General features: G+C 78.1%; 4 protein-coding genes, 1 tRNA gene and 1 pseudogene. 2 read left to right on the plus strand and 4 right to left on the minus strand.

The annotated features are described in order from the left end of the window. Both GTR00_RS19160 and GTR00_RS19165 read right to left on the minus strand, forming a co-directional pair. Nucleotides 1-321: pseudogene (locus GTR00_RS19160) on the minus strand (hypothetical protein); the annotation flags it as partial. Between the two features lie 44 nt (nt 322-365). Next, nucleotides 366-458, minus strand: a tRNA-Ser gene (locus tag GTR00_RS19165). Between the two features lie 59 nt (nt 459-517). On the opposite strand from GTR00_RS19165, the gene GTR00_RS19170 reads away from it, so the two are divergent. Further along, nucleotides 518-976, plus strand: coding sequence for a helix-turn-helix transcriptional regulator (locus GTR00_RS19170; RefSeq protein ID WP_166613155.1), 459 nt, complete (start codon nt 518-520; stop codon nt 974-976). A gap of 5 nt (nt 977-981) precedes the next feature. After that, nucleotides 982-1,398: a VOC family protein gene (locus GTR00_RS19175; protein ID WP_166613156.1), complete on the plus strand. Its 417-nt coding sequence runs from the start codon at nt 982-984 to the stop codon at nt 1,396-1,398. Nucleotides 1,399-1,418: 20 nt separating this feature from the next. On the opposite strand, the gene GTR00_RS19180 is transcribed toward GTR00_RS19175, so the two are convergent. Both GTR00_RS19180 and GTR00_RS19185 read right to left on the minus strand, forming a co-directional pair. Further along, complete coding sequence (locus GTR00_RS19180; protein WP_166613157.1) at nt 1,419-1,844, minus strand: hypothetical protein; 426 nt, start codon at nt 1,842-1,844, stop codon at nt 1,419-1,421. Between the two features lie 82 nt (nt 1,845-1,926). Then, the coding region (locus GTR00_RS19185; protein ID WP_205706211.1) for a hypothetical protein at nt 1,927-2,303 on the minus strand (377 nt) is incomplete at its 5' end.

The following is a 2,303-nucleotide window of genomic DNA, read 5'->3' on the forward strand; positions in this document are numbered from 1 at the left end:
CTGCCACACCAGGTTCAGGCCCGCGACGATCAGCAGGACGGCCAGCAGGGCCAGCGGCCAGGCGTCCACGGCGACCGCCGCGCACAGCACCGCCAGGCCCGGCAGCGGCAGCAGGCCCGCCGGCACGCGGTTCCACCAGCGCGGCTGCAGCACGGAGGCCGCGTACCACCAGGCCACGGCGACCACGCGCTCGTCCGGGTGGCGCCGGCCCTGCCGGGCCAGGGCCAGCACGTCGCGGCGGTCCGCGGGCGGCAGGGCGCGGAAGGCGCGGACCGCCGCCGCGCGCCGCTGCGCGGGCAGCTCCGGGGCGGTGACGCTCACGGGGACCTCCTGGGGCGGCGCGCCGGGGCGCGCGGGGACGGGTGCGGAGGGCATGGGATTCGAACCCATGAGGAAGGAGTGGGTACCTCCCTAGCGGTTTTCAAGACCGCCGCCTTCAACCACTCGGCCAGCCCTCCCGGCGCCGGTCAGTCTACGGACCGCCCCCCGTGTCGCAGCGCCGTGGCACCCTGCCCGCGTGAGGCTGGACGACCTCGTCAGGCTGCGCCGCGCGCGCGACGCGGTGGACCGCGACTTCGCGCAGCCGCTGGACGTGCCGGCGCTGGCGCGCACCGCCCTGATGTCACCGGGGCACTTCTCCCGCAGCTTCCGCGCCGCGTTCGGGGAGACGCCGCACAGCCACCTCATGACGCGCCGGGTCGAGCGGGCCAAGGCGCTGCTGCGCCGGGGCGACCTGACGGTCACGGAGGTGTGCGTGGCGGTGGGGTGCACCTCGCTGGGCTCGTTCAGCTCGCGCTTCACCGAGCTGGTCGGGGAGAGCCCCAGCGCCTACCGGGCCCGCGACCACGGGCCCGGCGCCGCCGTGCCGGCGTGCGTGGCCAAGGTCCGCACCCGGCCGGTGCGGGTGCGCGCCGCGGCCGTCGGGAGAGTCGTCAGGGACGGAGAAGCCCCGCCGGCGCGCGCGCCCCTAGCGTGATGCGCATGGACATCGAGCTCTCGCAGTGCTTCATCGCCGTCGACGACCACGAGGCGGCGCTGGCGTTCTACCGCGACGCGCTGGGCCTGGAGGTGCGCAACGACGTCGCCTTCGAGGGGATGCGCTGGGTGACCGTCGGCGCGCCCTCGCAGCCGGGCGTGGAGATCGTCCTGGAACCGCCGCTGGCGGACCCGGGCGCCTCGCCGGCCGACCGGGAGGCGGCGGCCACGCTGCTGGCCAAGGGGATGCTGCGCGGGGTCGTCTTCCGCACCGGCGACTGCGACGCGACCTTCGAGCGGGTGCGCGCCGCGGGCGCCGAGGTGCTCCAGGAACCCCTCGACCAGCCGTACGGCGTGCGCGACTGCGCCTTCCGCGACCCGGCCGGCAACATGCTGCGCTTCAGCCAGGCCACCGCGCGCTGAGCGCGGTCCCGGCGGGCGCCTCAGCGGCGGGAGGCCAGCGGGGCCAGCGCGCGGGCCATGTCGCGCGCGCGGGTCAGGTCGCGGGCGGCGGCGGGGCGGCGCACGGGCAGCACGCCCTCGCGCGGGTCGGGGTCGGTGACGTCCAGGACCACGGCGCGCCCGTCGGCGAGCATGGCGTCCAGCAGGCGCTCGGCCTCGGGCAGGGCGGCCACGGCGCGCGAGCGCAGCAGGTGGCCGACGGCCGTGGTGCGCGCCAGGCGCAGCAGGAGCTTGTCGTCGTCGAGGTGGTTCAGCTCCGGGCGGCGCAGCAGCAGGCGGGCCAGGGCGGCCACCTCGGCCGCGGAGGCGGGGACGGGCTCGGCGGGCGCCCGGCGGGCGGCGGGGTGGACGGTGCTGCGGCGCGGGTGGTGGTCCACGGTGGCCTCCTCGGACGTGCGTGCGGTCACCAGCCCCTCGTGGGCTGCCCGCTCCCCCACGTTCTCGGCCGCCGCGGCGCGCGCCGTGATGGGCCGTCCGGGGGGTGCCCGGTCAGAGGAACCCGGCGATGCCCGTGACGGCCTCGGTGAGCATGCGGTCGTGCAGCTGCTCGTCGATCTCCCCGGCGAGCAGGCGGTGGTCCAGCACGCGGCGCACCAGCTCCAGCGCGTCGGTGCGCGCCACGGTGCCGCCGTGAGCGCCCACGGCGGGCAGCACCTCCAGGGCGCGCCCGTCGCCGTGCTCGGGACCGGCCAGCCCCGGCCCGCCGCCCTCGCGGGCGACGAGCCGGTGCAGCTGCTCGGGGTCCACCGCGAGCACGGCGTGCGCGATCCGGTCGAGGTCGAGGACGTCCGTCTGCTCACCGGCCATGAGCACCACCCTGGCACCGCCCGCCCCGGCCCGCGCGCCCGGCGGGCCGGGGCGGGCGG

The organism is Kineococcus indalonis (assembly GCF_009906395.1).
In the GTDB taxonomy this organism is placed as follows: domain Bacteria; phylum Actinomycetota; class Actinomycetes; order Actinomycetales; family Kineococcaceae; genus Kineococcus; species Kineococcus indalonis.